The following is a 1,259-nucleotide window of genomic DNA, read 5'->3' as shown; positions in this document are numbered from 1 at the left end:
TCGGGAGCCTGCTTTGCGGATTTCGGGCATGCGGTGTGCTGCGTCGACAAGGAGCCGGCCAAGATCGACGCGCTGAAGGGCGGCGCGATCCCAATCTTCGAGCCGGGGCTAGCCGAGCTTGTCACCACCAACGTGCGCGAGGGCCGCCTGTCGTTCACGACCGAGCTTGCGGAGGCGGTGCAAAGCGCCGAGGCCGTGTTCATCGCGGTCGGCACCCCATCCCGCCGGGGCGACGGGCATGCCGACCTGTCCTACGTCTATCAGGCCGCTCGCGAGATTGCCGCCGCCATGAGCGGCTATACGGTGGTGGTGACCAAATCCACCGTGCCGGTGGGAACCGGCGACGAAGTGGAGCGCATCATTCGCGAAGTCCGCCCCGATGCGGATTTCTCCGTGGTGTCCAATCCCGAATTCCTGCGCGAGGGCGCGGCCATCGCCGACTTCAAGCGCCCCGACCGCATCGTCATCGGCACCGAGGAGCCCCGGGCCCGCGAGGTGATGAACGAGATCTACCGCCCCCTCTATCTCAATCAGTCCCCAGTGCTGGCCATGTCGCGGCGCACCGCCGAGCTGACCAAGTATGCGGCCAATGCGTTCCTGGCCACCAAGATCACGTTCATCAACGAAATCGCCGACCTGTGCGAGCAGGTTGGAGCCGACGTGCAGGACGTGGCGCGGGGGATCGGGCTGGATAACCGCATCGGGAGCAAGTTCCTGAATGCGGGACCCGGCTATGGCGGCTCGTGCTTTCCCAAGGACACCCTGGCGCTGATCAAGACCGCACAGGACTACGAGGCCCCTATGCGGCTGGTGGAGACCGTGTCGGCGGTCAACGACCAGCGCAAGCGCGCCATGGGCCGCAAGGTCATCGCGGCCTGCGGCGGCACGGTGCGCGGCAAGACGGTGGCGATGCTGGGGCTGACCTTCAAGCCCAACACCGACGACATGCGCGAGGCGCCCTCCATCGACATCATCCGCACCCTGCAGGATGGCGGGGCCACGGTCAGGGCCTATGATCCGGAGGGCATGGCGGCCGCCAAGACGATGCTGCCGGACGTGGCCTATGCGTGCGACGCCTATGACTGCGCGCGCGACGCCGACGCGCTGGTGATCGTGACCGAGTGGGACATGTTCCGGGCGCTCGATCTCGGTCGCCTGAAGGCGGCGCTGGCCGCCCCCGTGGTGGTGGACCTGCGCAACATCTACCGCGCCAGCGACATGCAGCGCAGAGGCTTCACCTATATCAGCGTCGGACGGCC

The 1,259-nt window shown here is 67.0% G+C and carries 1 protein-coding gene; it reads left to right on the top strand.

Features of this window, described 5'->3' with window-relative positions:
• Window positions 1-1,259: UDP-glucose dehydrogenase family protein (locus DRB19_RS29635; protein ID WP_162815970.1), on the top strand; the 1,259-nt coding region annotated here is incomplete at both ends.

This window comes from Microvirga aerophila (genome assembly GCF_003332305.1).
In the GTDB taxonomy this organism is placed as follows: domain Bacteria; phylum Pseudomonadota; class Alphaproteobacteria; order Rhizobiales; family Beijerinckiaceae; genus Microvirga; species Microvirga aerophila.
The sequence above is the reverse complement of the archived record's forward strand: the minus strand, read 5'-3'. Positions and strand labels throughout refer to the sequence as shown.